Here is a 26,607-nt window from a genome sequence, read left to right on the forward strand (position 1 = left end):
TCCTTGACCGTGTGTACTCGAAGACCGGCTATTCTATCAGCCGCGAGGGCGGGAATCAGGCGTGTTCAGCAGATCCCGGTGTCCTGCCCCTTACTGTCGCCTTCACCGCTTGAGTTTTCTGTTGTCCCTGGTTCCAGTGCATTGCAGGCCAGCTGTGGCAGCGTTCGGCCCACCGGCCTCAGGCGTCGCGCCAATGCGCCCTCTCCGTTGTCCAGACGCAGATCGTAGCCGATGCTGTGCCTCATGACCCGTCGAATGTAGCGTCGGGTCTCCTGGAAGGGAATGATTTCTGCCCAGATGTCGCCGTCGAGATGGCCATTCTCGGGTAGCCAACTTTCAGCACGGTGTGGGCCCGCGTTGTAGGCCGCTGTCGCCACCAGCGGATGGTCGTCGAAACGATCCAGCATTTTTCTCAGATAGCCGGTCCCCAGGCGCACATTCTGTTCTGGCTGCAGAATATCCTGAGTGCCATTGAGCGGGAGATCCAGCTCTCTGGCCACATCCCGGGCCGTCGCGGGCATGAGTTGCATTAGCCCCAGTGCACCCACATGAGAGCGGGCATCCGGCATGAACAGAGACTCTGCGCGCATGATGCTCCAGGCCCAGGCGGAATCCAATGACAGTTCTTCCGCTGCGGGCTGTAACCATTCGGCAAAGGCAAGGGGGTAGTCAACGACCATGTCACCGCGGCAGCCGGCTCGGGCAGCGGTGATTACGGCTTCGGAGTTCCAGGCCCATTGAGCCGCCAGGACAGCGGCCTGGCAGCGCCCTTCTCGGTCCCGTTGAGCCACGGCATTGCGCCATTCCTGCCGTGCAGCCTGCGGCCAGTCCAGCGTGAGCAGCGTCCGCGCCAATTGCAGCTCCGCCGTTTCACTCAGGCTGTCCAGTTCACTGGGTTTGACCTCAATGGGTCTCAGCGAGGGCCGCGGTATCTCACCCGTGCGTTTCGATGCCAACAGACCGTAATAGTCCTGTTGCCGGCCCAGGCGCTGGTAGATGGCCAGCGCCGCTTTGTTTCGCCCCAGCTGTTCCAGGGCGCGAGCACGCCAGTATTGCCACTGGCGGCTGTCATCGTCGGGGTGACTGTCGATGGCCGCCAGTACCGCCTCCCAGTCCTCCAGGCGCAGCGCATTGCGGATTCGCCAGGCCCGGATGAATCCGTCGTTGGCGCTGCTCTCACTGAGCCATTGCTCTGCTTCGGGCAGATGCTGGCGGGCCGCCTCCAGTGCCAGGCGTCGGGTAAGCAGGAAGGCTTCCCGGTCACTGGTTTTCAGTCCATCGGCCAATGCCTGCTCCCAGCTTTGACGCGCTTCCCGAGGTGCCCGGCGGGCCAGGCGCTTGATCGCGGCAAGCAGGTCTTCCCGGTCCTGGGCCGGGGCGCTGGCTGGATCAATCGCGGTTATGACCGTCCGCGGTTGTGCGCGGATGGCCCGGAGCCGGGTTACCCGCCGGACCGCCTCCGTGCCCACATCCGGCGCCAGGCGTTCGGCCAGGGCCAGATTGTCGTTGCGCAGGGCGAGGCGATAACGTTCGGCGACCATGAAGTCAGTGATGATGCCCACCTGCCGAGCTTGGCGGAACAGGGGGTCACAGTCGGCGGGGAGATTCCGACCGGTCAGCCACAAGGCAGCAGCCTGATCCAGGACCTGATCCTTATCGCTCCGAGCCAGTCGGCCCCGCATGGCCAGGCATTGCAGGGCTTGATCCCGTTCACCCCGGTAGTGACGGCGGAAGGCCTGCCAGCGCTCGGCACGACCCAGGGCCAGCAACCACTCACGGCGAAAATCACTGGCAAAGGGGCGCTCACGGTGACGAGAAATAAACCGTTCCACCTCCCCATCATCCAGTTCCGCCAGCCGCGGCCGCATCCAGGCCTTCTCCAGCCAGGGCATGGCGGGATGATGGCTGAATAACAGGCCGGGGTGTGGAAGCTCTTCCCCGGCCAGTATCTGCTGGGTGTAATCCCGAATTGCGGCATCACCGAAGGCCTTGGCATGGGCGCCGGGCAGGCAGCTCAGTGCCAGGACAAACAGCATCGGCCAGCAGCTGCGTGGCCAGGATTTCCCCAGTGGACTTGTCATTAACGAACTCCCTGAATCCATACCATTATAGTGGCCGAGGGCGGCACCCTGGAATGACTTTCCGTTCTGATCGCCGCGCACTCGGTGTCGAGCGGTGATCGGCGTTACACTCGGCATGGGATCCAGAAGGAGAGAGGGATGAGCATACGCAGTGTCAGTCCGCTAAGCGAAGAAGTGCTGGAGTCGGTGGAACCAATGGACGGAAGCGCGGTGGAGGCGGCACTGAGACAGACTGCCGAGGCCAGCCATGCCTGGGCGGCCATGTCGCTGGATGAACGCTGCCGCCGCCTCGGCCGGTTGGGTGACCGACTGCGAGCCAATCGCGACGAGGCAGCCGAGTGCATCACCCGGGAGATGGGCAAGTGTTTGCATGAAGCCAGGGCCGAGATCGAGAAATGTGCCTGGCTGTGCGATTTCTATGCCGACAACGCCCATCGCTTCCTGTCTGACGAGGGGATCAGCACCGAGGCGCGCAAAAGCTACATTGCTTACCAGCCACTCGGCACGGTGCTGGGCATCATGCCCTGGAATTTCCCCTTCTGGCAGGTGATCCGGTATGCCACGCCGGCCCTGACCGCAGGGAACACCGTGTTGCTCAAGCATGCACCCAATGTCCCGGCCTGCGCACGCATGCTGGAGGCCCTGTTCATGGAAGCCGGATTCGGAGACGGTGTGTTTCGCAACCTCTTCATCGAGACCGAGCAGATCAGACCGGTCATCGAGGATTCGAGGGTACATGCGGTCACACTCACCGGCAGCGAGAAAGCCGGACGTATCGTGGCCGCCCAGGCTGGTGCCGCACTCAAGAAGACGGTATTGGAGCTGGGAGGTTCCGACCCATTCATCGTTCTGGATGATGCCGACCTGGGCGCGGCGGTAGAGGCTGCCGTCAAAGCGCGTTTCCAGGCCAATGGCCAAAGCTGCATAGCCGCCAAGCGCTTCATCCTTCAGGAGACTGTTGCAGACCGTTTCCTGGCCGCTTTCAGTGAGCAGGTGGAAGCCCTGTCCATGGGCGACCCCATGGATCCCCAGGTCACCCTGGGGCCAATGGCCCGTCGCGATTTACGTGACACCCTTCATGAGCAGGTGTGTGATGCCATCGACAAGGGTGCAAGGCCTCTGCTTGGTTGCGAATTGCCGGAAGGCCGGGGCTGGTTCTATCCCGCCTCGATCCTGGACGGCGTAGCCCCAGGTATGCGGGTATGGGAGGAAGAGGTTTTTGGGCCGGTCGTCAGCGTCATTCGAGTCCGTAATGATCAGGAGGCTCTGGCGGTGGCTAACGGCAGTCCCTATGGTCTGGGCGGCAGTGTCTGGACCCGCGAACTGGGGCGTGGTGAAGACCTTGCGCGGCGACTGGCCAGTGGCGGGGCCTATATCAATACCATGACCAAAAGTGATCCGCGCATGCCATTTGGAGGCATCAAGCGATCCGGATATGGCCGGGAGCTTGGCGCTTTCGGCCTCCGGGAGTTCGTCAACATCAAGACCGTGTGGATGGCTTGACGACCCATCATGCCATTGCCGGTGGCCGGGAGGCCGTGTCATGAGCAATCATCGTCATCGCTTGCTCTTGTATTGCCTGCTGCTCGTAGCCATGCCGGCCAGTGCGCAGCAATCACCCGTCTACGATTATTTCAAGGCGGGATTCTGGCAGCAGACATCAACCCGTGATGCCATTTCTTTGGATTCCCTTGGTGGCGAGGACCGGAGTGGCTATGCCTTTGAAGGCATGACCCGCCTGGATGGCCCCTGGTTCATGTTGGGTGGATTCGCCCAATCTGACGGCGAGTTGTCCAGTTCAGAGGGCAGCGCCAGCCTGGGCGAAATCGATCTGGACCGTGGTTACATCTACCTCGCTTATCGCCGGCCCCTGGCCAAGGGTCTGGACCTCAATCTGCTGGGAGGATATGAAAGGCTGGAAACTCAGCTTCGCTACCGCCAGGATGCGGCCGATGCCAGTCACGAATTTGTATCGCGGGTCGATGAGGGCGCCGTGATTGGTCTGGCGCTGCGCTATCGGCCATGGCGTGAGCTGGAGGCCAATTTCAGGTTGGGGCGACGTCAGCTTGGCGGCATTCATGACGAGTTTACTGCCGGGGCAGGGCTTGCCCAGTGGCTTGGGGCCGGCTTCAGGCTGGCACTGGATGTGGATACGGCCGGCAGTGCCACCGACGGACGCCTGTCCATTCGTTACGACTTCAGCGGCCGCTGACCGGAGGATCAAAAAGGCGGGACCCATCGCTGGATGGGCCCCGCCGAAGCGCTTATCAGCTAACGCCCTACTCGCCTATGTGACGCTTGAGGAAATCAAGGACGTCCCCGTAATAAAGTTTGCGGTTCTCGACCTTGTAATATCCATGCCCTTCCTCGGGGAAAAGTCGGCTCTCATATTCTATCCCCGCCTCGTCCAGTTGTTCCTTCAGGAAGTTGTAGTGACTGATGTGGGCGCGCACATCCTGGCCGCCGTGGGAGATGTACAGGGGGGCCTCGATCTTCTCCACCTGGCGGGCAGGAGAGCGGGCGATGAGATCTTCCTCATCCGTCCCCAGATAACGCTCCAGGGTGCGAATGCCCTGGCTGCTTTCGGTGACGTCCCCTTCCTCAAACATCAAAGGCAGGTCGTAGACACCCACTACCGATACCCCGCAGGCATAGAGCTCCGGTTCCCGGATCAGGCCCATGAGTGTGGAGTAGCCGCCGTAGCTGCCGCCCATGATGCAGACCCGATCCGGGTCGGCATGGCCTTCCTCAATCGCCCACAGGGTGGCGTCGGTGACATCGTCCTGCATGGTTGTGCCCCAGTTGCGATAGCCCATGGTTTCGAATTCATGGCCATAGCCGCCGGAGCCACGGAAATTCACCGACAGCACGGCGTAACCATGGTGGGCCAGCAGCTGAATCTCGGGGTTGAAAGTCCACTCATCGCGAATGCCATGGGGCCCGCCATGGACTACCACAACGGTAGGGTGCGGACCTTCTCCCGCCGGCGTGGTGAGATAGCCATGGAGTTCCAGGCCATCGCGGGATTCCACTTGGATGGGTTCGGTACGATACAAGCGCTGGGGATCCAGCTCACGGAAATTGCTGAGAAGGAAGCTGGCCGCCAGATTATCGGTATCGAAGAGGTAGTACCCGGCGGCTGTGATATCGGACTCGGCAACCACGATAGCCAGGTCGGTATCTTGTGAAAAACTGACGATGCGCGAGAATTCATCCGGGAAGGCCGCGGAGATCTGTCGCTGAAGGATGGCGGTGGGCTGATCCGGGTCAATGAATACCATCTCCGGTTTGCCGTCCCGCTTGATGGCCCCAATGACTCGACTCCGGTCCTCGCTCCAGAGCACGCGGTTGATCTCGACCGTGTCTGATTCGATCAGTGTCTCAACGGACTGATCTTCCACCCGGATTCGGTAGAGCCCCATGCGCCCGGTTTCCCTTGAGCTAAAGTAGATGTGCTCGCCGCTGCCATCGAAGCCATGGAAGTTGAGCCAGCGCTGGTCGAAATCCAGATCGAAGTCCTGCCATTCCTCACCATGATCATCTCGGTAGGCGAAAGTTGCCTGACCATCTTCGTCTGGGCCAAAGGCGAGTCTGACCCGCCCCTGTTGGTCTGCCACCAGAGAGCCAAAGGGGATGGGGCTGATGGCAACCCGCCGCGTGCTGCCGGTATGGATATGGAGCCGTTGGGCGGTGGGGCGATCGGAGTCATGTGCCCGGGTCAGAATCAGAACACGATGCTCTTCATCAGGTAGCGTCGACAGCACGGTTCCCATGCGAAAGACCCTGCTGCCCGGATCCGTGCCATACAGCATGCGTGATCGGCTGCCGTCCACGTTGACGCCATAGATTCGCCCAGTGGGTCGGGGCTGGGCAAGCCGCCCTTCCTGTCGGTTGGTTCCGAACAGTATCCGCTCATTGTTGGCCCAGACCACATTGCTTGCGTGTTCATTTGCGGAAAGCTGGAAACCACCCGCGATAGAGACAGACTCCGGATCGCTGATATCAAGGATGACGACACCCGTCTGGTCGTCAACTGGGGCAGTGATGGCCAGGTGACGGCCGTCCGGCGACAGAGAGACTTCGTTGTACTCGGGCAGTTGCACAAAATGTTCCAGCGGCAGTCGCTCGTCATCGGCTAGCGCCGCAAAAGGCAGCGCTACCAGCGCCGCCAGCAAGATCAGGCGTTTCATTGATTCCCCTCCCTTTCAGGGCTTGCAAACACTGGACAGCAATACTGCACTACACTTGGGTATATCACCAAACACGGAAACCCAGCCATGATCTTACTGCTAATCGGTCTCCTCTTGTTCCTCGCTATCCATCTGATGCCGGCCTTTCCGGGCCTGCGGGCCGGTTTGGTGGAGCGTTTGGGGAGCGAGGCGCGCTATCTGGCCCTGTTTACTCTGGTGATTGTCATCGCCGTCATCATGCTGGCGGTGGGTTTGCGCGAGGCGGAATATGTTCCCCTCTGGGGGCAGATCACCTACGGTCGGGAGCTGGCGCCGTTGCTCATGGGGCTGTCGGTGTTTTTTGTGAGTGCGGCGTACGTCCCCAATAATCTGCACCGACTGGTTCAGAACCCCATGCTCTGGGGCGTTGTGTTCTGGTCGGCGGCCCATTTGCTGGTGGCCGGGCACCTGGCAGCGGTGTTACTGTTTGGCGGGCTCGGCGCCTATGCCCTCTACGCCATCTTCTTTCGCGGCGGCCGCCGCGACTGGCAGTCCCCGGTCCCCCGGCCCTGGCCGTGGGACCTCCTGACGGTGGTGGTGGCCTTTGTGGTGTACATGGCCCTGCTGTGGCTGCACCCCTACCTGTTCGGTGTCAGCGTGATTTAGGCTCGTTCTCACCTGCCCTGTGCCTGCGGAAAACGAATTCGGGATTTGGACAGAGTGGTTTCGAACTGGCTAATGCCTCTCCCGTCACGGGCTGAACAAAATTTGACTTCGGCATTTCAAAGGTGACACTCCCCCAGAGTAGGCCCTGGTGCCGCTGGCCTTGCTCAGGGCTGTGAGCGACAGGACGTCGCGTGCAGAGTCCCCAGGGATGGGTCTACGACGTCCCTGAGCAAGGCCAGCGGCACCAGGACCGGAACGTAACCCGTCACCGATGCCGAAGGGAACTCGACCCGTAGAGAGCCACCGGCGCCAGCCCGGGAATGTAACCGGTTACAGGTAATAGAAGTGTCCTCTCTTAATCGGACCGGGCCCTCAAGGGCTGCCACTGCAACCGGACGAAGCTGCGCCATAGCCACTCCACCGGGCCCTGACTGAAGTGACGCAACCACCACAGGGACAGGGGAATCTGCACCGCCCAGACGCCCAGCACCACCAGAACCTGTTGGCCCCGCTCCAGCTCGCCGAACAGACCCAGACCGTGGCCGTAGAAGAGCGTAGTACAAAGGACTGTCTGCAACAGATAGTTGCTGAACGCGGTCCGACCCACCGCTGACATGGCCTGGCGCAGTCGGGGCAGCCAGTGTTTCTGGCAAATGATCATTACCAGCGAGAGATAGGCCAGGGCCATCAGGGGTGCGGCGGTGGCATTGAACTGACGGCCCACGAATTTGGTCCAGGGAAATTCCCAGTTCCGCGCCTCAATGGATGCCAGGCCGTAGAGAACCAGCGTCATCCCCAGTATCAGTCCGACCAGGGCAAGCCGGAGATAGAAAGCGGTCGAGCGTTGTGCGGTAACGATTCCGAGACGGTAGAGAGCCATCCCGATCAGCATCAGGCCGGTGGCATGCCAGAAGACATTGAAAATCAGTCCAAAGGTGATGACCTGCAGATAGATCTCCGCCCTGGCCGGTAACTGCTGCAACCACGGGCCGCTCATGGCCACAATATCCGCCTGTACCGCCGGCGAGCCTTCTTGCCAGATTGCCGACATCTCGGCCAATACTTCTTCTGGCCAGAATTGCATGCTCCAGCCATACAGCAGGGACAGGCCCAGGGCGAAGAGAATGAAGCCGGCGCCGATCAGAATCTGTGTGAGTGGCTGACGATTGCGGAGTAGCCAGGCAAAGCTGCCACAGACCGCGTACATGAAAAGTATATCGCCATACCAGAGAAGAAAACCATGGAGCAGTCCCACCACGGCCAGAAACAGCATGCGCCGGTAATGGACGGCCGCGCCGCTGCGAGCGGCTGCCACGGCCTTCTCTGCCATCAGTGCGATACCCGCACCGAAGAGCAGGGCAAACAGGCTGTAGAACTTGGTGTCGAAGAACAGGTGACTGACGGTGGAAACCCAGCCGTGTATTCCCTCCAGGGAACCAAAGGCATGGGGATTGGCGTAGGCGGGCCAGGGCATGGAAAAGGACTGGATGTTCATCACCAATATGCCCAGGATGGCGATGCCCCGCAGCACATCCAGACTTTCAAAACGTTGGTGATTCGCCGCCATGCTTTGCTCCCCCGCTGTTATAGGCTGAAGCCTATTTTGCGCAGGACGAACGGCATCCGCCAGTGACGATTGTCACGAGTGGCAGATGTGGTTTGGCCGCTGCCTTGATACGTCGTTGCCCGGCTCAGGGGATCAGTCCAGTGACTGGAAGGCAGGGTGGTACTGGATCAAGCTGCCAGCCGGTGGTTTGCCGGCATCATCCAGAATCAGTACGCGGAAAGCCTCGCTGTCGCCGAATTCGCCCTTGAGGTCCAGTGTTGAGGCCGGCTCAAAGCCGAAGCGTCCATAGAACTGCGGGTCGCCCAGAACCGCGATCCAGGGCGTGCCCATTTCCCGGGCCTTGTCCAGACCGGCCTGAACCAGTCGCGAGGCAATGCCGCGACGTTCGTGCTCCGGGTCAACGCCCACCGGACCCAGAGCCAGGGGCGTCGCACCGGTGCCTGCCGGAGTGACCGGGGAGAAGGCGATGTGGCCAACCGGGTGCTCACTCACCGTGGCCACCAGGCTGATCGCCAGTTGCGAGTCTTCCCGCAGCTGGCGAATCAGATCGCCCTCCGCCTCGCGGCGAAAGGCGGCCCGGTGGACCCGGTCCAGGGCATTGACGTCTCCGGGTTCTTCCTCGCGAATCTCCAGCATGAGTTCGTTCTCCGCGCGTGAATGGTGGCCGGTGGCCGCCCAGGGCCCGCCTATTCTCCCGCGAGCAGGGCTCTGGCGCCAGCCAGGACGTCAGATTCCTGCATCAGCACTCGATTGGCAGCATCACCCAACGGGATATAGCTGTCGTCACCGCAGACCCGGGCCTTGCGAATACCATGGCCGGCTTCTTCTTCGATCACGGTGAAGATCTCCTCGGCCAGGCCACCGGTCCGGCGGCTCTCATCCACTACCAGTACGCGGCCAATGTCGCGGGCATGCTGGGCAATGAACTCCCGGTTCAGGGGCTTGAGCCAGCGCAGGTCCAGTACCCGAATCCGCTTGCCGCTCTCCTGCTCGATCTGCCGGGCCGCTCGCAGGGACATGGGGACGCCATTGCCAAAGGTGATGATCAAGAGATCCTCGGCATTGAGCTCATAGACCCGGCCCTCGCCCAGCGGAATCGCCCGGTTTGGTTCCGGATAGGGGAATAGCCACTCCCCGTCCCGGGCCTCATAAAGGTCCTTGGTCATGTACAGGGCGATGGGTTCCAGGAAGGCCGAAATGCGGCCATCCACCTTGCCCAGAGCCGCCAGGGTGCGAAGCATCATGGCGGCATCATCCCCCCGGGACGGGCAGGCAATGACCAGGCCCGGAATATCCCGCAGGGCGGTGAAGCTGTTGTCATTGTGGAAGTGGCCACCAAAGCCCTTCTGATAGGCCAGCCCGGCGATCCGCATGATCATGGGGTTGCGGTACTGATCATTGGAGAAGAACTGCAGGGAGGCCGCTTCCCCACGAATCTGGTCACAGGCATTGTGGAAGTAGGCCAGATACTGGATCTCCGGCATGGGCAACAGGCCCATCATGGCCTGGCCCTGGGCCATGCCCAGAATGGTGGTTTCATCCAGCAGGGTATTGAAGACCCGGTGCCCCTTGAACTGCCGGTACAATCCGGCGGTGACGGTATAGACCCCACCTTTCTGGGCCACGTCTTCACCGAATACCGTGATCTCGCGGTATTTGGCCATCAGATCATGCATGGCCCGGTTGATCTGAATCGACAGGTGCCGGGCCGGCTGGCTTTCGGGCAGGCGCTCGCCAAAGACTTCATGACGCGATTCCTGATAATCGTCCCGGGTGGCCTCGGCATTCACGGCCTCCGGACTGTAGGGGGCCAGCGGTTTCATTACCGCCTCGGCGGTTTCCAGCTTGGGCCGTTCAGCCGCCTTGCCCGAAGCCGCCTGAACCCGTTCCCGCACCGATTCATACAGAGTGCGGATCTCATCCGCCGTCATCAGCCCTTCTTCCAGGGCGGTCTCGGCGGAGAGCAGCAAGGGATCCTGGGCCTCGGTGGACTCCACCGCTTCCAGCGAGCGGTAATCGGTTTCCACATCCGTGCCGGCATGACCCAGCAGGCGCTTGAGCTTGAGATGCAGGAAGGCGGGCTTGCGGGTCCGGCGGACATAGTCCTCGGCCTCGCGGGTGGCTCGCCAGGTGTCCAGCAGGTCCAAGCCGTCGGCGGTGAAATACTTGATGCCGGGACGGGCCTTGAAGCTGGCCTCGATCCAGCCGGCCGGGCTCTGCACGGAAATGCCGATGCCATTGTCCTCGCAGACAAAGAGCACGGGGCAGGGCAGGTTCTGATGGCTGGTCCAGCCGGCGGCATTGAAGCCGGCCTGGGCGGTGGCATGGTTGGCCGAGGCATCCCCGAAGGAGCAGACCACGATGCTCTCCTCGGGCACCGGAACTTCCCCGGTCAGTCGCTTGGCCTGGGCAATGGCAATGGCCGCGCCCACGGCTTTCGGCAGATGACTGGCGATGGTGGAGGTCTGCGGTGGCACCCACAGCGGCAGCGATCCCCAGACCTTATGGCGGCCACCGGAGATGGGGTCATCACTGGATGCGGCCAGGGACAGGGCGGTGTCGTAGGCCGGGTCGATGGATTCCAGCTTGCGGCTGCGCTCCATCATGAAACCGCCCGAGCGGTAATGCAGAAAGGCCGGATCCGTATGCCGGGTCACCCGCCCCACCACGGTATTGCCCTCATGGCCGGAGCTGCCAATGGTGTAGAAACCCTCGTTCCGGCCCCGCATGGCCCGAGCCTCGATATCCAGATGCCGGGACAGCATCTGCGATTCAAACAGCTCGATGAAGGCCTTACCGCTCAGACCCGGCTCAGCCACCGTGGCTGACAGGTCATCGGTCTTGTCGACAACCTCATCCCATTCCTCGAGAAACTCGAGAAAGTTCTGATCAACGATCTCCGCCCGGTTGATGGCGCGGGTTCCTTTTTTGGCGAGGCCGGTAGACATGGTTGCTTCGACTGACTCTTAATGTGTATTCAGGTGCGGCGGCTTGCGGATGAAGGCGGCGAGCTACGAGCAACGAGCGGCGAGTCGGCACTGACAGCTCGCCGCTCGAAGCTCGTAGCTCGCGGCTCAGAACGCCATTTCCCCAGTCAGCTCCCGGCCGATAATCAGCTGATGCACCGTCTCAGTGCCCTCATAGGTGATGACGGATTCCAGATTCAGCATGTGGCGGATGGGGCAGTGTTCCACCGTGATGCCGGCGCCGCCGAGCAGATCCCGGGCGTCGCGGGCGACGTCCATGGCCATGCGGATGTTGTTCCACTTGGCCAGGGAAACCTGGCTGGGGTGGAGCTTGCCGGCATCCTTGATGCGCCCCAGGCGCAGGGACATCAGCTGGCCCAGGGTAATCTGGCGGGACATCTCCGCCAAGCGCAACTGGGTGGTCTGGGTCTGGGTCAGGGGGCGGCCGAAGAGCTTGCGGTCGGCGGTGTAATCCAGCAGCTCCCGCAGGCAGGCCTGGGCCGCGCCGATGCCGCCCCAGGTGATGCCGTAACGGGCCTGGGTCAGGCAGGACAGCGGGCCCTTGAGGCCCTTGACCTTGGGCAGGCGGTTGGCTTCCGGCACCACCACATTGTCGAAATACAGCGACGAGGTAATCGAAGCCCGCAGGGACATCTTGTGCTTGATCTCGGGGGCGTCAAAACCCTTCATGCCTTTCTCGACCAGAAAGCCCTGAACCCCGTCCTCGGTCATGGCCCAGACAATGGCCACGTCGGCGATGGAGCCGTTGGTGATCCACATCTTGGCGCCGTTGATGACCCAGTCATCGCCCTTCTTCTTGGCGGTGGTCTTCATGTTGGAGGGGTCGGAGCCGCCGTGGGGCTCGGTGAGGCCGAAGCAGCCGATCTTCTCGCCGCGGGCCATGGGCGGCAGCCATTTCTCCTTCTGTTCCTCGGAGCCATAGGCGTAGATGGGGAACATGCAGAGACTGGATTGCACCGAGACGAAGCTGCGCAGACCGGAATCCCCCCGCTCCAGCTCCTGACAGATCAGGCCGTAGGAGACCGAGTTCAGGCCGGCGCAGTCATAGCCCTCCAGGGAGCTGCCCAGCAGGCCGAGTTCGGCGAATTCGGGGATCAGTTCCCTGGGGAAATACCCGTCCTCAAACCATTCACCGATATTCGGCAATACCTTTTCGTCAACGAAGCGGCCGACAGTGTCCTGCACCATCTGTTCTTCGTCACTGAGTTCGGAGCGGATGTCGTAGAGATCCATGGGGTTGAGTGCTTGCACGGTAGTAACCTCGGATTCGTTGCGTCGGCGTGAGTTTGGAATTGGACCGGCCGCGACGGCTGGCGCCGCCACTGATCCCCTTTTGGCCGGGAAATTCCGCCATTATATCGGATTTGTGCCCTCTCTTGTTCTGGAGTTGGCGGCGAGTGGTCGCTTGAGGCGGGTGGTTGAAGGGGGATGCCTGCCGGGCAAGCGGCGGCCGGCCCGATACCCTTGCCGCTGACTGTGATTCAAACGGTATTGCTCTGCAGGAAGGCTCGGAATCACCTGAAGATACGGGCTATAATTGCCACCCTTCAAACAGTCCCGGTTATCCCGGCCCGTTTACCATAGCCCCGTTTGCAGAGACCGCATGAAGATACCTGAGATACTGCTCGTAGAATCCCATCACAAGCCCGGCAGCCTGGCCAAGATTCTGCAGGTGATTGGTGATTGTGGCCTTGTGGTGGAACATCTCAATGCAGTACGCCGGGAGCAGGACAAGACGGTCTGGGAAATCACCCTGGAAATGGATGAAGACGTCCATTACGGGCTCTACGAGAAGATCGAAGCCCTGCCCAATGCCCGCCTTCTGGGCAAATCAGACCGGGTCTTCAACCGCCACCGGGGGGGCAAGATCCGGATGCAGTCCCGCCTGCCGCTGGCAACCCTGCAGGAGTTGCGCGACATCTATACCCCGGGCGTGGCCCGGGTCTGCCTGGCCATTCGGGACAATCCCTGGCTGGCAAGGGAATACACCTATATCGCTCATTCGGTAGCCATCGTCACCAATGGCACCGCCATTCTCGGCCTGGGTGATATCGGGGCCGTGGCAGGCATGCCGGTGATGGAAGGCAAGGCGGCGCTGTTCGACAAGTTTGCCGGCATATCCGGCGTCCCCATCCTCATTGATGAGCGCGATCCCGATCGCATGGCGGATCTGATCAGCGCCATTGCGCCGTCCTTTGGCGCGATTCAGCTTGAGGATATTGCCGCCCCGGCCTGTTTCCGCCTGGAGGCCCTGTTGCGTGAACGGCTGGCCCAGCCGGTGCTCCATGATGATCAGCACGGCACGGCCGTGGTGACACTGGCCGCACTGATGAGCGCCGCCAAGCGGGTGGGTCGGGAGCTGACCGATTGTGTTGTCGGACAGATCGGCCTGGGGTCGGCCGGGATTGGTATTGCCCGTCTGTTGCAGGCCTATGGCGTGGAGCAGGTAGTGGGTGCCGATCTTGACGAGACTGCGCTCGAGCGGCTGGAGTCCATGGGTGGGCGTCGCGCACAGCTGCCGGAACTGATGGCCCAGAGCGATGTGGTGATTGCCTGTACCGGGGTTCGCGGCCTGATTCGACCGGAGTGGGTTCGTGAGGGACAGATCATCTTCGCCCTGTCCAACCCGGATGCGGAAATCGAGCCCAACGTCGCCCTGGCTCGGGGGGCCGCCTATGCCGCCGACGGCAAGGGTATCAACAATGCCCTGGGCTTTCCCGGTCTGTTCCGTGGCATTCTCGACGCCGGCGCCACCGCCTTTACCGACGAGATGCTGTTCGCTGCCGCCCAGGCCCTGTCGGCGCGGGCGCCGGAAGATGAACTGGTGCCGGATTCCCTTGACCCCAGCGTCCACCAGGCCGTGGCCGAAGCCGTGTGCGAGGCCGCATCCCGGTAATCATGGGGAACCTCTGATTAATTCATTCGCACCCGCAGCCAGCGGGATTTTCCCTCTCGCGAGGCGCGACGAGCGTAGTGTAGCGCTGTGCTACATGAGCGAGGAGCAACGAAGTCGAGAGGGAAAATCCCGCTGGCCCACAAGGGGTTAGCGCTGAGAGCGCCTGCTTCAGCGTTGCATTGCTTGCCCGTAGCGCAGAGGCTACTGTGCTGCGCAATGCGCCTTGAATCAGACGCTCTCAGCGCCAACTGCGGGTGCGAATGAATTAATCAGAGGTTCCTCAGGGCGCGGGCCGGCACCGTCTTTTCACCAGGGCAAGCGCCAGCGGTCGAAGCCCCGCGCCAGCAGCCAGACCAGGCCCACCGGCAGGTGCTGAATCCAGCCCGACCAGTCGGGCCGGTTGCCCTCGGCGCGGTGCCCCCGGGCCAGGAGCAGCCAGCCCGCCAGCATCAGGGCGGCGCCGGACGGTGCCAGGGCCAGTCCCTGATTGGCCAGCCAATCCACCGCCAGGATCGCCAGCAAGGCCCCCAGGGAAAAGGGGATGGCCAGAAAGGGGGACAGCAGGAAGGCATAGACCACCGCCGCCATGACCACCATCAGGCCGGCATTCAGGTGCAGGGGCACGGTGCCGGTATCCACGGGAATATTCAGCGCCCACAGCAGAGTGAGTAGCCCGAAGGCCGTCAGGGGCAGACCCAGCAGGTGCATTCGGCGGTTGACCGGATGTTGCCGGCTGTCACCGTAGTGCCGAATCCAGGCCTGTCCTCCACGCAGCATGGCAAACGCTCTCTCTAGGGTCTGAGCCCTCATGATGCCCCAGCGGCTCTCACCTCGCACCTGGGTCACGGTATCGGGTAAAGTCCGATATCGGACCACTGCCCGCCAGAGCCGGGATGGGGAGGGGTGACCCGCACTTTCCTGGAAGGAGTCTGTGCTGCATGCGCCTGTTGCGATTCATTGCCCGGTTTCCGTTTTTGAGCGAAACGCGCAAGCTGGAGCTTTATCCGCCCTTCTTCATGATGCGAATCAAGGTAGTGGAAATGCGCGAGCAATGGCGTTTCTGCCGAATTCGCTTGCCGCTCAACACCCTTTCACGCAACCCAGGCGGGACCATGTTCGGTGGTTGGCAGGCGGCGCTTGCCGATCCCATTGCCGCCCTGGCCTGTTCGCGGGTTTTTCCCGGCTATTCGGTCTGGACGCGATCCATGCACATTGATTTTCACACCGCCGGCTCCAGCAATTTGGAACTTCGCTTCGAAATGAGCCCCGAACAGGAAGACGCCATCCGCGCCCAACTGGCCAGACAGGGGCGGGCAACGCCGGAGTTTCGCTACGGTTTCTTTCGGGAGGACGGCCGCTGTTGTTCGGTAATCCGCAACGCGGTTGCGATCCGGCCCAAGGGCTATTGCCGCGTCGACCACCAGGCGGTGGACCTGACAGATCTTTGAGTTTCACTCAACCAAGGACAAGACATGTCTCTGCGAAAATCGCTGATCACTGTATTGCTAGCCCCGGTTTTGCTGTCGGCCTGCGCGGCCAGTCCCCAGGCCGAGCCACTCAAGGCGGAGAGCCTCTGGCATTGGTCCTGGGCGGCGGATGCCCGCCTTTCCCCGGATGGTGAGCGCCTGATTTATGTGCGCACGGAAGTGGATCGGGAGCAGGATCGCTACCGGACCAGTCTGTGGATCAAGCACCTGGAGCAGGGGCGGCATCGTCCCCTTACCACCCACGAGGCCAACGACCGTAATCCTCGCTGGTCACCGGATGGGGAACGTATCGCCTTTCTCTCCGGTCGTCGGGACAACGGCCAGATCTGGGTCATCGACATGCAGGGGGGGGAGGCCCGCCAGCTGACCCGGGTGGAGGGTGGTGCCGGCGCCCCGCTGTGGAGTCCGGATGGTGAGAAGATCGCGTTTGCGTCCAGGGCCCTGACCGAGGAAGAACGCGAAGCTCGGCGTGAGGAGTCTCGCGAAGCCGAGCAGCGCGAGCGTGAGGCCCGCGGTCTGGAGTCGGGCCAGCAGATGGAATCCGCGCCGGAACCGGTCGTGATCGAGGGGCTCCGTTATCAGGCGGATGGTCGTGCCGATTATCTGCCCGAAGACCCCGTCCACCTCTGGACGGTCTCGGCCGAGGACGATGGTGACTGGCCGCGCCGCGCCACGCGGATCACCCACGGCGACCATGATCACGGCAACCCGGCCTGGTCCGGCGATGGCGATTATCTGTACTTTTCCGGCCTGCTCGAGGAGGACGCCGATTGGCGCCTGCGCGAGCGGCATATCTACCGGGTTGCGGTCGATGGTGAGCAGGACCCCGAGCAGTTGACCGAAGGGCGTCGCAACCGGGGCACGCCAAGGCCCTCGCCGGATGGAGAATGGATTGCCTTTACCGGCAGCGAGTATCGGGATACGCCCTTCAGCTATACGCTCACGGAGCTCTATGTCATGCCCGCCGACGGGGGCGAAGAGCGACTGCTGAGTGGCGATCACGACCGTGGCGTTGCCGATGGTACCAGTGGTGACATGAGTGCCCCCACCGGGGGTGGGCCCCGCCTGCAATGGGCACCGGATAGCGAATCCATCTGGTTCACCACGGCGGTGGACGGTCAGACCCAGCTCGCCCGCCGCTCCCTCGATGGCGACGCGGTAGAGCAGTTGACTAGCTACCAGGCCGGTGACCTGGCCGAATTCAGCATCGGCGGAGACCGGATCAGTTTGCTGTGGTCCTCACCGAGTCAGCCTTTCGATGTCTACCTTGCCGACGCCGGGTCCCTCGCCCAGCAGGAAGATTGGCAGCGTCTCACCCGGCTCAATGACTCTATCCTTGGCGATCGCGAACTGCCCGGCTATGAAGAGGTCTGGTACGAATCCTTTGACGGTCTCGATATCCAGGGCTGGGTGATTCGCCCGGATGACTTCGACCCGGGCCGGGAATATCCCGCGATTCTCTATGTTCATGGCGGCCCCCACGCCATGTACGGCACCACCTTCTTTCATGAATTCCAGACACTGGCCGATGCCGGCTATGTGGTTTTGATCACCAACCCCCGGGGCTCCTCGGGCTACGGCCATGAGTTCGGCAATATCATCCAGTACGAGTATCCCGGCGATGACTACAAGGACCTCATGGCCGGTGTGGACTGGTTGCTGGAGCAGGGCTATGTGGACGCCGATCGCCTGGGCGTTACCGGTGGCAGTGGCGGTGGTCTGCTCACCGCCTGGACGGTTACCCAGACCGACCGTTTCGCCGCGGCCGCCGCCCAGCGTTCCGTACTCAACTGGCACAGTTTTGTCGGCACCGCGGACATGAATCTGTTTTTTGTCGAGGCCTGGTTCTCCGCCCCGCCCTGGGAAGATCCGATGCAGTACCTGGAGCGTTCGCCGCTTACTTACGTGGACCAGGTCGAGACGCCCATTCTGCTGATTCACAGCGAGGAGGACTGGCGGACGCCGCTGGAGCAGACCCGGCAGTTCTACGCCCAGTTGCGGATGCAGCAAAAGCCCGCCCGCATGGTGATCTTTCCCGAGGCCAGCCATGGCTTGAGTCGCCAGGGCCCGCCGTCCCAGCGGATCCAGCGCCTAAACCATATCCGCGAGTGGTTCGACGATTACCTGCAGTGAGCGCCGGGCCCTGCCGGTCGAATGGCTGGCAGGGCTTGCGTTTTCGCTGGCTCGACTATGCTTGTGGGTAGGTGAGTACTCCATATGCCCCCCAAGGGGCCGGACAGGGAGAGAAAAACAATGAAGCACCTGTCACCAGACCGGGTTCGTCGCCTGGTGGATTTGCAAGGGACTGGAGATGCCGATGGCCTGGCGGCCGAGCTCCGGGCACTGCCTCAGGATGCCCTGGCAGAGCTCAAGGCTCTGCTCTGGCTGGCACGGGACGATGAGTCGCCCCGCCACTGGGACGCCCTGGTCATCGAGGCCCGTTTCAAGATCGATGAAAAGACCGCAGGACTGTTTGCCGAAGACGAGCAGCTGGGCAACAGCTTGACTCGCGGTCTGGAGATTCTGGACGCCTCCGGGCGTTTGTGACCACGGGGCGACGGCGGTCGCCCGGGAGTCTTCCGGTGTCAGCCGAGCTTGACAGGCAGCGTATCCTGGATACCGCACTGGCGCTGGCCGCGGACCGCCACTGGGAAGCGGTCCGCCTGTATGACGTCGCCGCTGTGCTGGGTGTCGGCCTGGATGCATTGCATCCCTGGTTGACAGAGAAAGAGGCGCTGGTGGATTGGTTCTGGGATCGGGCCGATGCCGATATGCTGGCCCAAAGCCAAGCCGAGGCATTCCGACAGTTGGAGTTTCCCGAGAATTTCGAGGCTTGTGTGCTGGCCTGGCTGACGCTGCCTTCCGCTTACCCCCGCAGTTTTCGTGAAATGCTTGCGGTGCGAATGGAGCCCGGACACCTGCATATCCAGCTCCCAACGCTGCTGCGAGTCAGCCGTAGCGTGCAATGGATGCGGGAGTGTTGCCGCCGGGACGCGACTTTCATGCGTCGTGCCCTGGAGGAAACCGCCTTGAGCGGGGTCTTTCTTTCCACTCTCGCGGTCTGGTGCGGGGACCGTAGCCAGGGTTTCGGGCGCAGTCATGACTTCCTGCGCGCCCGTCTTGGCAATGCGGTGGCTCTCGGCCGCCTCTGGCCTGGCGATGCGTGAGATGAGGCAGCATTGGATCCACTGACCCATGCCCTGAGTGGCGCCCTCGGCAATCATGTCCTGCGTCCCCGCCGTCCCGGTACCCGAGCCTTTGCGCCGGGTGAGCGTCTCCTTCTGGGGGCAATGGCTGCCCTGTTCCCGGATGTGGATTGGGTGTTGCGGCTGCTTGCGGATGAGCTTACCTACCTCAACCTTCACCGAGGCATTACCCATTCCCTGCTGATGTGGCCCCTCTGGGCCCTGCTATTGGGCTATCTGCTTGCCCGCTTCTGGCCCCATGAACGGGATTGGCGGGATGGCTTTCGGATTTTCCTCATCGGCATGGGACTGCACATCGCCGGTGACTTCATTACCAGCTACGGCACACAGTTGTTTGCTCCTCTGTCTTCGGTACCACTGGCCTTCCCTTCCACTTTCATCATTGATCCCTGGATCAGTTTGCTGTTGCTGCTGGGCCTGGTGGCGATTTGGCGACCGTGGCCGGCCTGGCTGCCGTCGGTGTTTTTCTTCGCCTGCATCGGACTGGTGGGCCTGCAGGGGGCGCTGAAGCTGAATGCGCTTGAGCATGCCCGAGCCGAGGCGTTGGAGAAGGGCTTGCCCAATGCTCGAATCCACGCCTTGCCCCAGCCCCTCAGCCCACTTCATTGGCGACTGATCATTGAAGGCCCCGAGCTCCATTATCTGGCCCATCTGGGCTTTTTTCGCAGGAGTGGTGGCGAGGTCACGGGAGAAAACCCCGTCGCGGTACACTGGCAAACCTTCGCTTCGGTGGACTCTCTGCGGTGGGAGCGGGTATCCCGCTTTGGGGAGGGGGAAGAACGGGCCTTCGTCGTCGAAGCCTGGCGGCGACCGGAGTTTGGTCCCTACCGCCACTTCGCGCAGCTACCCTACCTCCATGCAGTGGAGCATCACGACGGCGATCGCTGCGCCATTTTCAGCGACCTCCGCTTCCAGCTCCCGGGCTTGCCGGAACCCGCCTTTCGCTATGCCATGTGCCAGAGCCCGGGGGGCGAATGGGAAAGACGGCGGATCGGCTGGTGGTGAGGGCTGTCCTAGTCGAGCTTGAATGCGGGCCAGTCCTCCGGTCGCCCTGCCCGCGTGGCAGCGAGCAGCTGCCGGCGTTGCTGTAGCAGGGTGATGTACACGTGCCGACGAGCCTGGGTGTAGCGGTCCGCATCCACCGGCAGTTCTGCCAGTTGATCCCGGAAATACTGAATGTCCGAAAGCACCTCGGTCTCGGTGATACAGCGGTAATCGCTGGGGTTTCGGTGGGAGTTACAACGCGTGATCTGACGCTCCATGTCCCGACCCTCCTAGGCCGACCGGCCATTAGAAGACATTGATGAAGCCCGATTATAGGGAGGTGGAGCCATACAAATGTAGGGGGGTAAGCCCGGATACCGGAAAGTCCTGCAGCAATATCAGAAATATCCTACAAGCCAGCTCCCTGTCTGGATCAGTCGCATTTGTATATACACAACAGCAGAAACCTGCGTTTTTTAAAAAGGCTTTTTATTACAATCGCTTACGCTCCTTTGGTCGTGCTTTCCCGCCATGTGGTTGTTGCAAAAAAGTTCCAATTCTGTGAACTCCGTCACATCTTTCCCGCGCTTTGGCTTCTAGGGTGAAGACGTGGCTCGGCACTGCGGTGCCGGGAAATCGTGGACGGAGAAATCCGCTGCGTCGGCCCCGACCAAGTCGCGGGCATTGGTGGGACACCAATGTCGGGGGCCGCAAACAAGGGACGCTTTTCTGGGTCTGCGGACCCGTTTTTTTTCACCCAGGCCGTTCGCGACGGCGGTCGATCGGAGCAAGATCCGGAGGGTAATGTGAAGAAGTTTGTACTTGGCAGTTCCATGGCCTTGGCCATGGCCGCAGGTTCGGTAGCCGCCACTGGCGCGGATACCGGCGGCGGTAACATCGATGTCTGGGCCGGTGGCAGCGTCATCGGCGGCAGTGCAGGTGCGAATAAGGGCAAGATTCTTGGCCTGGACCACCCCGACCGAATTCCCGGCAGCTACATCGTCGTACTCAACGATGACGTCTCGGGAGTTCAGAACGTGGGCGCCACCGCACAAAGCCTGGCCAGTGAGGTGGGCTTTGACGTGGGCCGGGAGTTCAGCACCGCCATTCAGGGCTTCACGGTTGAGACCGGTCAGCGTGGCTTTCAAAGCACCGAGGCGCTGAAGCGTCTGGCCGCCGATCCCCGCGTGGACTTCGTCGAGGCCGATCGCCAGATCTGGCTGCAGGAGACCGTGCAGGACGGCGCCACCTGGGGCCTGGACCGGATTGACCAGCGCGATCTGCCTCTCGATAACCAGTACGTCTATGACGCCGACGGTAGTGGCGTTGAGGTGTACATCATCGACACCGGTATCAACACCAGCCATCAGGATTTCGGTGGCCGCGTCGCCGGTGGCGTGAACACCGTCGATAACGACGGCATCGGTGACTGTAACGGTCACGGTACCCACGTTGCCAGTTCGGCCGCCGGTAGCACCTATGGTGTGGCCAAGAACGCCGACCTCTATTCCGTGCGCGTCTTTGGATGCTCCGGTGGTACTACCACTCAGGCGATCCTGGACGGTATTGACTGGGCCGTCAGCAACATGAGTGGCCCGGCCGTGGCCAACCTCAGCCTCGGCGGTGGTGCCTCCCAGGCTCTGGACAATGCCGTGAACAACGGTGCCAGCGCCGGCATGACCATGGTGGTAGCCGCCGGTAACGAGAACCAGAACGCCTGTAATGTTTCCCCGGCCCGCGCCGATCAGGCCTTCACCGTGGGTTCCACTACCAGCAATGACAGCCGTTCCAACTTCTCCAACTGGGGAAGCTGCGTGGATATCTTCGCACCGGGCTCCGACATTACCGCTGCCTGGCACACCTCCAACAGCGCCACCAACACCATCAGCGGCACCTCCATGGCCGCCCCGCACGTGGCCGGTGTTGCCGCGCTGTACCTGGGTGAGAACCCCAGTGCCAGCCCGGCCCAGGTGGAAAGCGCCCTGGTGGGTGAAGCCACCGAAGGCCGCATTAGCGGCGTCAACGGTTCGCCCAATCTGCTGCTCTACAGCCGCGTAACCGAAGGCAGTGGCGGTGATGACGGCGATGATGGCGACGACGGCGGTGATGATGGCGGCGGCGACGATGGTGGCAGCGATGACTCCGTCCTCGAGAACGGCGAAGCCGTGAGCGGCCTCTCCGGCAGCCAGGGCGATGAGCTGCGATTCACCATGGAAGTGCCCGCTGATGCCAGCGAACTGGTCTTCGACATGATCATGGGTTCCGGTGTGCCGGACATGTACGTCCGTTTCGGTGCCGAGCCGACTCTGAATGACTGGGATTGCCGTCCCTATGAGTTCGGTAATGACGAGACCTGTGAATTCAGCGATCCCGACGCCGGCACCTGGCATGTCATGATTCACGCCTACAACGACTTCTCCGGTGTCACCCTGGTCGGTAACCACGATGGTGGTTCCGATGACGGCGGCGGAGACGACGGCGACGACGGTGGCTCCGAGCCGGGTGCCTGCCCGGGTGGCTACGAGGAATTCACCGGCTCCCTGAGCGGCGGTCGTGGCACCAGCACCCATGAGCCCGATGGTACCTACTATCAGGCCGGTGCCGGCACCCATAACGGCATCCTGACTTCGCCGGATGACGCCATCTTTGATCTCTACCTGCAGCGCTGGAGTGGCTGGAGCTGGAGTGATGTGGCCGAATCCCTGCCCAACAGTGGCAGTGAGGCTGCCGAAATCAGCTATGACGGCAGCTCCGGCTTCTACGTCTGGCGCCTGGAGATCTGGAATGGCTCCGGTGACTATGTGTTCTGCATGGATACGCCCTAAGCGGTTTATCCCGAATTAAGGCAGGACTATGGCCGCGGCCCCCCAGGGGGCCGCGGCTTTTTTGTGTACGGCGATTGATGCCCCGATGGCATATGGGCGGCAAGTGTTACATAAGTCCTCACGTGCACTTTTTTGTATCGGAAAATGTGAACTGGGTCACGTCGAAATCCCCTCCAGTGAACTTTATTTGATGGCACCCGGTTCACGGTGAGCCGGGTTGGTTCAACAATGTGAGGGGATTCAGTAATGATCAAGCGAAACTCGATGGCGGCCGCGATAGCCGCCCTGGTATTTTCGGCGGGCGGACTGTCCGCACAAACCCATCAGATGATTGATCAGGTCGGTGGTGCCATCGACCGGATTCAGCCCGGTGCGCCCATTCATGGCCTCGACCATCCTGACCGGATTCCGGGTCAATACATCGTCGTGCTCCGAGACGAGATGGCCGGCATTCAAAGCGTGGAGAGTCTGGCGCGTGATCTGGGCAGGCAGGCTGGGTTCGACGTCCAGCACAGTTATGATGTAGCCCTCCGGGGCTTTTCCCTGCGCGCCACACCGGGCTTGCAGTCCCGCGGCCAGGGGGCGGAAAAGCAGGCTCTGGCGAACCTGGCCCGGGATCCACGGGTGGATTTCATCGAGGCAGACCGTCACGTCTACCTGCAGCAAAGTCAGTCACCCGCAACCTGGGGCCTGGATCGCATCGACCAGCGCGATCTGCCCCTGAATAATACCTACAACTATGATTACACCGGCGCCGGCGTGCACGCCTACATCATCGACACCGGTATTCGTGCCAGTCACAACCAATTCAGTGGTCGCATGGGCCCTGGCTGGACTGGCATCAATGATGGCCGGGGAACCTCGGACTGTAATGGTCATGGCACCCACGTGGCCGGCACTGTCGGTGGCAGCGTCCACGGGGTGGCCAAGGGCGTTCGCCTCTACCCGGTCCGGGTCTTTGGCTGCAGTGGCCAGACCTCCAACTCCATCATCATCGACTCGGTCAACTGGGTGGCCGCCAATCACAATGCACCAGCGGTGGCCAATATGAGCCTCGGGGGTGGCGCCTCCCAGGCCCTGGATAATGCCGTTCAGGGGGCATCCAATGCGGGGGTCACCATGGTGGTGGCGGCCGGCAACAGCAACGCCAACGCCTGTAATTTCTCGCCGGCCCGCGCAAGTTCAGCCATCACCGTGGGTTCCACCACCAGCAACGATAGCCGTTCCAACTTCTCCAACTGGGGAAGCTGTGTCGATATTTTTGCCCCGGGGTCCAATATCACCGCGCCCTGGCATACCTCCAACAGCGCCACCAACACCATCAGTGGTACCTCCATGGCCGCCCCCCATGTGGCCGGCGTGGTCGCCCTTTACCTGCAAGCAGCCCCGGGTGCCAGCCCGACCCAGATCGCCAACGCCTTGTATGGCAATGCCACCACGGGTCGTCTCTCCGGCATTGGCAGCGGCTCGCCCAATCGCCTCCTGTACAGCCGCCTGTCCAACGGCGGCGGTGATGACGGCGGTGGTGGTGATGGTGGATCCTGCCCTGCCGGGTTCCAGGAATTCACTGGTTCACTCAGTGGCTCCGGTGATAGCACCTTCGAGCCCAATGGCACCTACTATCAGGCCTCGGCAGGCACGCACCAGGGCATCCTGGCTTCGCCGAGCAACGCCATTTATGACCTCTTCCTGCAGCAGTACAGCTGGTGGAATGGCTGGCAGACCGTCGCCCAGTCTCTGCCCAACTCCGGCAGTGAGAACGCCCAGATCAGCTACAATGGCAGTTCGGGCTACTACGTCTGGCGGCTGGAGTCCTGGACCGGGTCCGGTGCCTATACCTTCTGCATGAATACCCCCTGACCGCTCGGACAGGAGGGTTTGCCGGCCGGGGCCCTGCGGGGCCCCGGCTTTTCCCGTCCACACCGGCCGGCCCGATCTTGATCCATGTTAAAGTAAGCCGCTTTGCAAACCAGCCGGACGGGTCGTCATGAAAGCGCTTTCCATTCGCCAGCTCAGCAAGCGTTACCCCAACGGGGTTGAAGCCTTGAAGGGTATTGATCTGGACGTGGAGGAGGGGGACTTCTTCGCCCTGCTCGGCCCCAATGGCGCAGGCAAGACCACGGCCATCGGTATTCTCACCTCCCTGGTCAACAAGACAGGCGGGCAGATTGAGGTCTTTGGTCACAACATGGACCGGGAGTTGGAGGCGGCCAAGGCCTGCATTGGCGTGGTGCCTCAGGAAGTCAATTTCAATCAGTTCGAGAAGGTCTGCGACATCGTCGTGAACCAGGCCGGTTACTACGGCATATCCCGACGCCAGGCATTGCCTCGTGCTGAGCGTTACCTCAAGCAGCTTGATCTTTGGGAAAAGCGGGATAGCCCATCCCGGAACCTGTCCGGTGGCATGAAGCGCCGCTTGATGATCGCCAGGGCCCTGGTTCATGAGCCTCGTTTGCTGATTCTGGACGAGCCCACTGCCGGGGTGGATATTGAAATTCGCCGATCCATGTGGGAGTTCCTTCGGGAGATCAATGCTCAGGGCACTACGATCATCCTCACGACCCATTATCTGGAAGAGGCGGAGAACCTTTGCCGGAATATCGCCATCATTGATCATGGTCAGATCATCGAAAAGGCCAGTACCCGACGTTTGCTGGATAAGCTCAGCACGGAGACCTTCATTCTTAACCTGCAAACAGCCTTGCGTGAAGTGCCGGAAGTGGATGGCTATCAGCTCAATATGGTGGACGAGACATGTATCGAAGTTGAGATCCACCGTGACCGTTCCATCAATGCCCTGTTCCAGCAATTGAGTGACGCGGGCATCCAGGTGGCCAGCATGCGTAACAAGGTCAATCGCCTTGAGGAGCTGTTTGTCCGAATGGTGCATGGCGGGCGAAATGACCGAGCTGGAGGTGAGTCATGAGCCGGCGTCGTCAGAATCTGGTGGGGCTTTATACCATCGTGCACAAGGAACTTACCCGTGTCCTGCGTATCTGGATACAGACCCTGGTTCCGCCGGCTATCACCATGAGTCTTTATTTCGTCATTTTTGGCCAGTTGATTGGTCGCCGGGTCGGTGAAATGGGTGGCCTGGATTTCATGGCCTGGATTGCACCCGGTCTGATCATCATGGCAGTGATACAGAACAGTTACGGCAATGTGGTCTCCTCATTCTTTGGGGCCAAATTTGGTCGGCATATCGAGGAAATGATGGTCTCCCCCCTGCCCACTTCCATGATTCTGGCCGGTTACGTCATTGGCGGGATGGGGCGTGGCCTTCTGGTGGGGCTGTTGGTGGCCCTGATTGCCTCTCTTTTCGTGCCCTTGCAAGTTGCCAATCCATTGGTGATGGCCGCGGTGGTGCTCCTTACCTCGGCGACCTTTTCCCTTGCCGGCTTGATCAATGCGGTGTTTGCCAAGAAGTTTGATGATATTTCCATCATCCCGACCTTCATTCTCACGCCACTCACCTATCTGGGCGGGGTGTTTTACACCGTGGAGCTATTGCCGGGGCCCTGGCGGGAGCTTTCCCTGTTTAATCCCATCCTGTACATGGTCAACCTCTTCCGTTACAGCATCTTTGGTGTCAGTGATGTGCGCCTGGATATCGCCTTCGTCATCATCCTGGCCATGTTGATTGTCTTGTATATTCTTGCCTTTTACTTGCTCAAGCGCGGCATCGGCTTGCGTGCCTGATCGTGGAAGGGTCTGGGGTATCCGCGTCCGGTTGATGAGT

21 protein-coding genes are annotated in these 26,607 nt (G+C 61.5%); 13 read left to right on the forward strand and 8 right to left on the reverse strand.

The genetic code is table 11. The features are described 5' to 3' along the window. Positions 1 to 65 precede the first annotated feature (65 nt). Entirely contained in the window at positions 66 to 2,081 is a 2,016-nt protein-coding gene (locus VCB98_RS04690) for a lytic transglycosylase domain-containing protein (protein ID WP_346050747.1), read from the reverse strand. Between the two features lie 138 nt (positions 2,082 to 2,219). Here VCB98_RS04690 and VCB98_RS04695 point away from each other — a divergent pair, with 138 nt between their 5' ends. Together VCB98_RS04695 and VCB98_RS04700 are read left to right on the forward strand one after the other, a co-directional pair. Beyond that, positions 2,220 to 3,584 (forward strand): NAD-dependent succinate-semialdehyde dehydrogenase, encoded by a 1,365-nt coding sequence (locus VCB98_RS04695; RefSeq protein WP_346050748.1) that lies wholly within the window; start codon positions 2,220 to 2,222, stop codon positions 3,582 to 3,584. A 40-nt stretch (positions 3,585 to 3,624) separates the two neighbouring features. Continuing rightward, on the forward strand, positions 3,625 to 4,293 hold the full coding sequence (locus VCB98_RS04700) for an outer membrane beta-barrel protein (RefSeq protein ID WP_346050749.1): 669 nt from the start codon (positions 3,625 to 3,627) through the stop codon (positions 4,291 to 4,293). Positions 4,294 to 4,360: 67 nt separating this feature from the next. Here the strand turns inward: VCB98_RS04700 and VCB98_RS04705 are convergent, their stop codons facing one another. Further along, on the reverse strand, positions 4,361 to 6,271 hold the full coding sequence (locus VCB98_RS04705; RefSeq protein WP_346050750.1) for a S9 family peptidase: 1,911 nt from the start codon (positions 6,269 to 6,271) through the stop codon (positions 4,361 to 4,363). 87 nt (positions 6,272 to 6,358) lie between these two features. Between VCB98_RS04705 and VCB98_RS04710 the strand changes: the two genes are divergently transcribed. Continuing rightward, a complete protein-coding gene (locus VCB98_RS04710; RefSeq protein WP_346050751.1) occupies positions 6,359 to 6,916 on the forward strand; it encodes an NnrU family protein in 558 nt (185 codons plus the stop codon). Positions 6,917 to 7,271: 355 nt separating this feature from the next. On the opposite strand, the gene VCB98_RS04715 is transcribed toward VCB98_RS04710, so the two are convergent. The 4 genes from VCB98_RS04715 to VCB98_RS04730 all read right to left on the reverse strand — a co-directional run bounded on the left by VCB98_RS04715 (position 7,272) and on the right by VCB98_RS04730 (position 12,703). Then, entirely contained in the window at positions 7,272 to 8,483 is a 1,212-nt protein-coding gene (locus VCB98_RS04715) for a DUF418 domain-containing protein (protein WP_346050752.1), read from the reverse strand. A gap of 132 nt (positions 8,484 to 8,615) precedes the next feature. After that, the gene (locus VCB98_RS04720; RefSeq protein ID WP_346050753.1) at positions 8,616 to 9,119 is read right to left on the reverse strand and encodes a GNAT family N-acetyltransferase; all 504 of its coding nucleotides are present in this window, start codon (positions 9,117 to 9,119) and stop codon (positions 8,616 to 8,618) included. Positions 9,120 to 9,169: 50 nt separating this feature from the next. Further along, positions 9,170 to 11,431, reverse strand: coding sequence for a thiamine pyrophosphate-dependent enzyme (locus VCB98_RS04725; RefSeq protein WP_346050754.1), 2,262 nt, complete (start codon positions 11,429 to 11,431; stop codon positions 9,170 to 9,172). 126 nt (positions 11,432 to 11,557) lie between these two features. Next, positions 11,558 to 12,703, reverse strand: coding sequence for an acyl-CoA dehydrogenase family protein (locus VCB98_RS04730; RefSeq protein WP_346050796.1), 1,146 nt, complete (start codon positions 12,701 to 12,703; stop codon positions 11,558 to 11,560). Between the two features lie 370 nt (positions 12,704 to 13,073). Between VCB98_RS04730 and VCB98_RS04735 the strand changes: the two genes are divergently transcribed. Further along, the gene (locus VCB98_RS04735; protein WP_346050755.1) at positions 13,074 to 14,366 is read left to right on the forward strand and encodes a malic enzyme-like NAD(P)-binding protein; all 1,293 of its coding nucleotides are present in this window, start codon (positions 13,074 to 13,076) and stop codon (positions 14,364 to 14,366) included. A 306-nt stretch (positions 14,367 to 14,672) separates the two neighbouring features. Here the strand turns inward: VCB98_RS04735 and VCB98_RS04740 are convergent, their stop codons facing one another. Next, positions 14,673 to 15,143 carry an Mpo1-like protein gene (locus tag VCB98_RS04740; protein WP_346050756.1) on the reverse strand — a complete coding sequence of 157 codons (471 nt, stop codon included), beginning with the start codon at positions 15,141 to 15,143 and terminating at the stop codon, positions 14,673 to 14,675. A 161-nt stretch (positions 15,144 to 15,304) separates the two neighbouring features. Between VCB98_RS04740 and VCB98_RS04745 the strand changes: the two genes are divergently transcribed. The 5 genes from VCB98_RS04745 to VCB98_RS04765 all read left to right on the forward strand — a co-directional run bounded on the left by VCB98_RS04745 (position 15,305) and on the right by VCB98_RS04765 (position 20,064). Further along, a complete protein-coding gene (locus VCB98_RS04745) occupies positions 15,305 to 15,814 on the forward strand; it encodes a PaaI family thioesterase (RefSeq protein ID WP_346050757.1) in 510 nt (169 codons plus the stop codon). Positions 15,815 to 15,838: 24 nt separating this feature from the next. Next, positions 15,839 to 17,986, forward strand: a complete 2,148-nt coding sequence (locus tag VCB98_RS04750) for a S9 family peptidase (RefSeq protein WP_346050758.1) — start codon at positions 15,839 to 15,841, stop codon at positions 17,984 to 17,986. A 120-nt stretch (positions 17,987 to 18,106) separates the two neighbouring features. Beyond that, positions 18,107 to 18,400 carry a DUF3775 domain-containing protein gene (locus tag VCB98_RS04755; protein WP_346050759.1) on the forward strand — a complete coding sequence of 98 codons (294 nt, stop codon included), beginning with the start codon at positions 18,107 to 18,109 and terminating at the stop codon, positions 18,398 to 18,400. A gap of 35 nt (positions 18,401 to 18,435) precedes the next feature. Beyond that, positions 18,436 to 19,020 carry a TetR/AcrR family transcriptional regulator gene (locus VCB98_RS04760; RefSeq protein WP_346050760.1) on the forward strand — a complete coding sequence of 195 codons (585 nt, stop codon included), beginning with the start codon at positions 18,436 to 18,438 and terminating at the stop codon, positions 19,018 to 19,020. A gap of 12 nt (positions 19,021 to 19,032) precedes the next feature. After that, a complete protein-coding gene (locus VCB98_RS04765; protein WP_346050761.1) occupies positions 19,033 to 20,064 on the forward strand; it encodes a metal-dependent hydrolase in 1,032 nt (343 codons plus the stop codon). An 8-nt stretch (positions 20,065 to 20,072) separates the two neighbouring features. Here the strand turns inward: VCB98_RS04765 and VCB98_RS04770 are convergent, their stop codons facing one another. Next, on the reverse strand, positions 20,073 to 20,321 hold the full coding sequence (locus VCB98_RS04770) for a hypothetical protein (protein WP_346050762.1): 249 nt from the start codon (positions 20,319 to 20,321) through the stop codon (positions 20,073 to 20,075). Between the two features lie 528 nt (positions 20,322 to 20,849). Here VCB98_RS04770 and VCB98_RS04775 point away from each other — a divergent pair. The 4 genes from VCB98_RS04775 to VCB98_RS04790 all read left to right on the forward strand — a co-directional run bounded on the left by VCB98_RS04775 (position 20,850) and on the right by VCB98_RS04790 (position 26,567). Next, positions 20,850 to 22,868: a S8 family serine peptidase gene (locus VCB98_RS04775; protein WP_346050763.1), complete on the forward strand. Its 2,019-nt coding sequence runs from the start codon at positions 20,850 to 20,852 to the stop codon at positions 22,866 to 22,868. Positions 22,869 to 23,114: 246 nt separating this feature from the next. Then, positions 23,115 to 24,728: a S8 family peptidase gene (locus VCB98_RS04780; RefSeq protein WP_346050764.1), complete on the forward strand. Its 1,614-nt coding sequence runs from the start codon at positions 23,115 to 23,117 to the stop codon at positions 24,726 to 24,728. A 127-nt stretch (positions 24,729 to 24,855) separates the two neighbouring features. Next, positions 24,856 to 25,794 carry an ABC transporter ATP-binding protein gene (locus VCB98_RS04785; protein WP_346050765.1) on the forward strand — a complete coding sequence of 313 codons (939 nt, stop codon included), beginning with the start codon at positions 24,856 to 24,858 and terminating at the stop codon, positions 25,792 to 25,794. Next, positions 25,791 to 26,567 (forward strand): ABC transporter permease, encoded by a 777-nt coding sequence (locus VCB98_RS04790; protein WP_346050766.1) that lies wholly within the window; start codon positions 25,791 to 25,793, stop codon positions 26,565 to 26,567. Before VCB98_RS04785 ends, VCB98_RS04790 begins: the two co-directional genes overlap by 4 nt. Positions 26,568 to 26,607 lie beyond the last annotated feature (40 nt).

Origin of the sequence: Natronospira elongata (assembly GCF_034931365.1) — a bacterium.
Classification (GTDB): Bacteria; Pseudomonadota; Gammaproteobacteria; order Natronospirales; family Natronospiraceae; genus Natronospira; species Natronospira elongata.

Bases quoted from the DNA above. Each gene is read 5' to 3' on its own strand.
- VCB98_RS04690 (WP_346050747.1), bottom strand. From the start codon at position 2,081: ATGACAAGTCCACTGGGGAAATCCTGGCCACGCAGCTGCTGGCCGATG.
- VCB98_RS04695 (WP_346050748.1), top strand. From the start codon at position 2,220: ATGAGCATACGCAGTGTCAGTCCGCTAAGCGAAGAAGTGCTGGAGTCG.
- VCB98_RS04700 (WP_346050749.1), top strand. From the start codon at position 3,625: ATGAGCAATCATCGTCATCGCTTGCTCTTGTATTGCCTGCTGCTCGTA.
- VCB98_RS04705 (WP_346050750.1), bottom strand. From the start codon at position 6,271: ATGAAACGCCTGATCTTGCTGGCGGCGCTGGTAGCGCTGCCTTTTGCG.
- VCB98_RS04710 (WP_346050751.1), top strand. From the start codon at position 6,359: ATGATCTTACTGCTAATCGGTCTCCTCTTGTTCCTCGCTATCCATCTG.
- VCB98_RS04715 (WP_346050752.1), bottom strand. From the start codon at position 8,483: ATGGCGGCGAATCACCAACGTTTTGAAAGTCTGGATGTGCTGCGGGGC.
- VCB98_RS04720 (WP_346050753.1), bottom strand. From the start codon at position 9,119: ATGCTGGAGATTCGCGAGGAAGAACCCGGAGACGTCAATGCCCTGGAC.
- VCB98_RS04725 (WP_346050754.1), bottom strand. From the start codon at position 11,431: ATGTCTACCGGCCTCGCCAAAAAAGGAACCCGCGCCATCAACCGGGCG.
- VCB98_RS04730 (WP_346050796.1), bottom strand. From the start codon at position 12,703: ATGGATCTCTACGACATCCGCTCCGAACTCAGTGACGAAGAACAGATG.
- VCB98_RS04735 (WP_346050755.1), top strand. From the start codon at position 13,074: ATGAAGATACCTGAGATACTGCTCGTAGAATCCCATCACAAGCCCGGC.
- VCB98_RS04740 (WP_346050756.1), bottom strand. From the start codon at position 15,143: ATGCTGCGTGGAGGACAGGCCTGGATTCGGCACTACGGTGACAGCCGG.
- VCB98_RS04745 (WP_346050757.1), top strand. From the start codon at position 15,305: ATGCGCCTGTTGCGATTCATTGCCCGGTTTCCGTTTTTGAGCGAAACG.
- VCB98_RS04750 (WP_346050758.1), top strand. From the start codon at position 15,839: ATGTCTCTGCGAAAATCGCTGATCACTGTATTGCTAGCCCCGGTTTTG.
- VCB98_RS04755 (WP_346050759.1), top strand. From the start codon at position 18,107: ATGAAGCACCTGTCACCAGACCGGGTTCGTCGCCTGGTGGATTTGCAA.
- VCB98_RS04770 (WP_346050762.1), bottom strand. From the start codon at position 20,321: ATGGAGCGTCAGATCACGCGTTGTAACTCCCACCGAAACCCCAGCGAT.
- VCB98_RS04780 (WP_346050764.1), top strand. From the start codon at position 23,115: ATGATCAAGCGAAACTCGATGGCGGCCGCGATAGCCGCCCTGGTATTT.
- VCB98_RS04785 (WP_346050765.1), top strand. From the start codon at position 24,856: ATGAAAGCGCTTTCCATTCGCCAGCTCAGCAAGCGTTACCCCAACGGG.
- VCB98_RS04790 (WP_346050766.1), top strand. From the start codon at position 25,791: ATGAGCCGGCGTCGTCAGAATCTGGTGGGGCTTTATACCATCGTGCAC.